Genomic DNA, 1,188 nt, shown 5'->3' with positions numbered 1-1,188 from the left:
ACCGGGTCTGAGTCGGCCCCGTGAACAACATCACCATCGGGATGTCGGCCCGAGGACATCGTATTATCTGCAGTTGATGATCTTTCGATCTGCGGCCGACGATCTTTCGAGGTTTGTGCGATCAAATTGGCCCTAATGATCACACAAACCTCGAAAGATCACCGGAAGCGGGTTGGTGGGCCGATCGCCGGAAGCGGGTCTGTGTCAGCTGAGCAGCAGGCGCGTTCCGTGGTACAGGCACACCATGGCGAGCGCACCGAAGCCGAGCACCCAGAACACGCCGGGGATGCCGGTGAGTTCGGCCATCATGTCTGCGTCCGAGGATGATGATCCTTTCTTGCGGGCCCGGTGCAGGTCGAGGACGGCCCGCGGCCCGGACAGCAGTAGAAACCAGGTGAGGAAGCACGCGAGGGCGCTCTGCGTACCCGCCGACGCCGAACACAGCGCCAGTATGATCACGAAGCTGGTGCCGGTGACAATCAGTATTCCGAAGCGGTTGCGGACGACGAGGAAGAGCGCGACTAGTGCCACGAGGGCGAGAATCAGTGTCGCGGTGATGTGATCTGCGTTCAGCAGGACGGCTGCGCCCAGCCCGAATGCCGGCGGCGCGGTGTAACCAGCCGCTGACACAAGAAAGTCGACGAGCCGGCTGGGTCGACCGTACGTGCCGGTGAGGCCCGATGTGTCGGAGAACAGCCACACTCCGAAGACCCAGTGTCCGAGGAGGTAGGCGACGAACGCATGGCCACCTTCGTGCACGATCGTGTCGAGGTGGCCACTGTTTCGCCAGGTCCACCTGGGCACGACCGCCGCGACGGCGGCCAACCCGGTCAGTACAACGATCCACGGCGGCGCGGCGGTTCCGTCCAGCACGATTATGGCCAGTTTGGTGGTACCGCCGTCGATGTTCATGGTGCCCCCCCGACGCGACCGGTCCGTGCTGGCCTGTCAAGCTCCGGTCAGCTGGCGTGCTCATGGCACAACTTTTTCTCTATAAAAGCAATGGAATATCCTGTTACTGACTTGAGGGCGACAATTACACTCGCGAGGCGCCAGGTCGCGCCAGTCGGGCACCCGGACGATTCGTTGGTCGGTGCGGGCGGTTACAGCGGGTGAACGCGTCGCGCCCCTATTGTCGGGCGCTCTGACCAGCGTTCCTATTGCTCTCAGGCCGAGCTCAGACCTGCT

General features: G+C 62.6%; 1 protein-coding gene. It reads right to left on the bottom strand.

The genetic code is table 11. From position 1 onward, the window contains the following. Positions 1–204: 204 nt before the first annotated feature. Positions 205–912, bottom strand: a complete 708-nt coding sequence (locus tag U9980_RS03730; protein ID WP_322766687.1) for a M50 family metallopeptidase — start codon at positions 910–912, stop codon at positions 205–207. Positions 913–1,188: the final 276 nt, after the last annotated feature.

Origin of the sequence: Protofrankia sp. Cr1 (genome assembly GCF_963555865.1) — a bacterium.
Classification (GTDB): domain Bacteria; phylum Actinomycetota; class Actinomycetes; order Frankiales; family Frankiaceae; genus Protofrankia.
This window is presented reverse-complemented; position numbering and strand designations above follow the sequence as displayed.

Coding starts and splice junctions, on each gene's coding strand:
- U9980_RS03730 (WP_322766687.1), bottom strand. CDS start 912: ATGAACATCGACGGCGGTACCACCAAACTGGCCATAATCGTGCTGGAC.